General features: G+C 66.3%; 1 protein-coding gene and 1 pseudogene. One reads left to right on the top strand and one right to left on the bottom strand.

All coding sequences use genetic code 11. The features are described 5' to 3' along the window. Positions 1-409 (top strand): annotated as a pseudogene (locus ACOVRJ_RS09380) (hypothetical protein); the annotation flags it as partial. Here the strand turns inward: ACOVRJ_RS09380 and ACOVRJ_RS09385 are convergent. Next, the gene (locus tag ACOVRJ_RS09385; RefSeq protein ID WP_422043592.1) at positions 376-1674 is read right to left on the bottom strand and encodes an ISL3 family transposase; all 1299 of its coding nucleotides are present in this window, start codon (positions 1672-1674) and stop codon (positions 376-378) included. The pseudogene ACOVRJ_RS09380 and the gene ACOVRJ_RS09385 sit on opposite strands and share 34 nt — an antisense overlap. Positions 1675-1745 lie beyond the last annotated feature (71 nt).

Below are 1745 nucleotides of genomic sequence, written 5' to 3' on the forward strand. Positions count from 1 at the left end.
GAACGCCATCGCATCGATCCAGCTTGGGGTCGAAGACTTTCAGTCCGGTGACGAGCGGCGCAGTCTGTCTGCTGTCAGGAACCTGACCGCAGGTGTCCTGCTGCTATTCAAAGAAAAGCTTCGCCAGCTCTCGCCCGCAGGTTCGGACGAAGTCCTCCTCAAGAAGAGCATCCGCCCGACTCCCAGCGCTGGTGGAGGCGTGTCGTTTCAGGGCGTAGGTAAGAAGACCGTGGACGTTCAGGAAATCAAGGAACGATTCCAGTCAATGGGCGTGGAAGCCGACTTCGGCCGTGTGGATGAGGTCATTCGGCTTCGCAATGACATTGAGCACTACCGGACTGGGCTCTATGCCGTTTCGTGTGGAACACGACAGCCTTATCTGACGGCCGCCGCGGCGGTGAACGGGTGAGCGGGCAGGTTCTTCAAGCGTGACAGCCGCAGGTAGGCGATGGCGATGAAGTTCTTGGCCGTGCGGTAACCGCGGGCGGCGCGCTTGGCCTGTTGGAGCTGCCCGTTCATCGACTCGACGAAGGCATTGCTGCGGTGATCGAGCATGCCGCGCACGACGGCGTCGAAGCGTTCCTTGATCGTCGTGGCCAGCTTCTTGAACGGCTCCAGCCGGCAACGCCTGGCCCAGCTTGTCCAGGCGGCCAGATCGACCGCCGCCTGCTCGGCGCTGTTGTGGTGCCGGGCAAGCGCATAGATCTCGCGCAGCGCCATGCGCAGACGCCACGCCCGCGCGCTCTTCAACGCCGAGCGCTGCAGCCAGTGCATCGCGTTGGTCTGCGCCACGGTCCACCCCGTGGGGTTCTTGCGCATGCCCCACAGCAGGTTGCGCCGCGTCCTGGGGTCCGCGCCCAGCAGCGCTGCGGCCACCTCCTCGGGGTCGGTGCGGAACTCCTCGCGCCGTACATCGTCCATCGCCTGGATGGCCATCGCGATGACGTGGAATCGGTCGTAACTGATGGCCGCCTGCGGCAGCGCCAGGGCCGCGCCCTTGGCGTAGGCCGCGCTCATGTCCATGCAGACGTGGCGCACTTCGGCCGGGTCACCCCCGTGGGCCTTGAGGTCCGCCGCGAAGTCCAGCACCGTCTGATGGTCACGGCCCTCGGTGGCGAACAGCAGTCGCTTGGCATCCAGGTCGTGCACGACGGTGATGTAGTGCTGACCACGGCGCAGGCTGGTCTCGTCGATGCCCACGATCTGCACCCCATCGAAGCGCTCCAGGGCGCGCGCCTGATCGACGTAGAACTCGATGCGGCGCCACAGCTGCTTGTCCTGGCAGCGCAAGAGTGCGGCGGCCTGGCGTACCGGCAACTCACGACACAGGGCCAGCGCCAGGGCCTCGAACGCAGCCGTGAAGCCCGATCCGGGTCGAGCCCACGGAACGCTGAGCTGGGTGGTCTTGCCGCAACTGCCGCAGGCCACGCGCGGCACGTCGGCGTGCAGCCAAGCCTCGAACTGGAAGAAGTCCAGGTGCCGCCAGGAGCGGCGCAGCCGGTCGTGCACGGGTTGCGAGGCCGCGCCGCAGGCCGGGCAGCTCAGCAGCGCGCCGGTGCAGCTGACCTCGAAGTCGATGCGCTTGGACGGAACGTCCAGCTTGACGTCCTCAACCACCCAAGGCGGCTGCAGGCCCAACGCGCTGGTGAACAGCGCCTCCACTCCAATGCTCAACACCGTGCTCCTGGCAACCGCCCCGTGGACATGTGGACAGGCTCAAAGGCAGCCTGCCCACATGCCCACCG

The sequence above is a fragment of the Roseateles sp. genome, assembly GCF_049240545.1.
Taxonomy (GTDB): Bacteria; Pseudomonadota; Gammaproteobacteria; order Burkholderiales; family Burkholderiaceae_C; genus Paucibacter_A.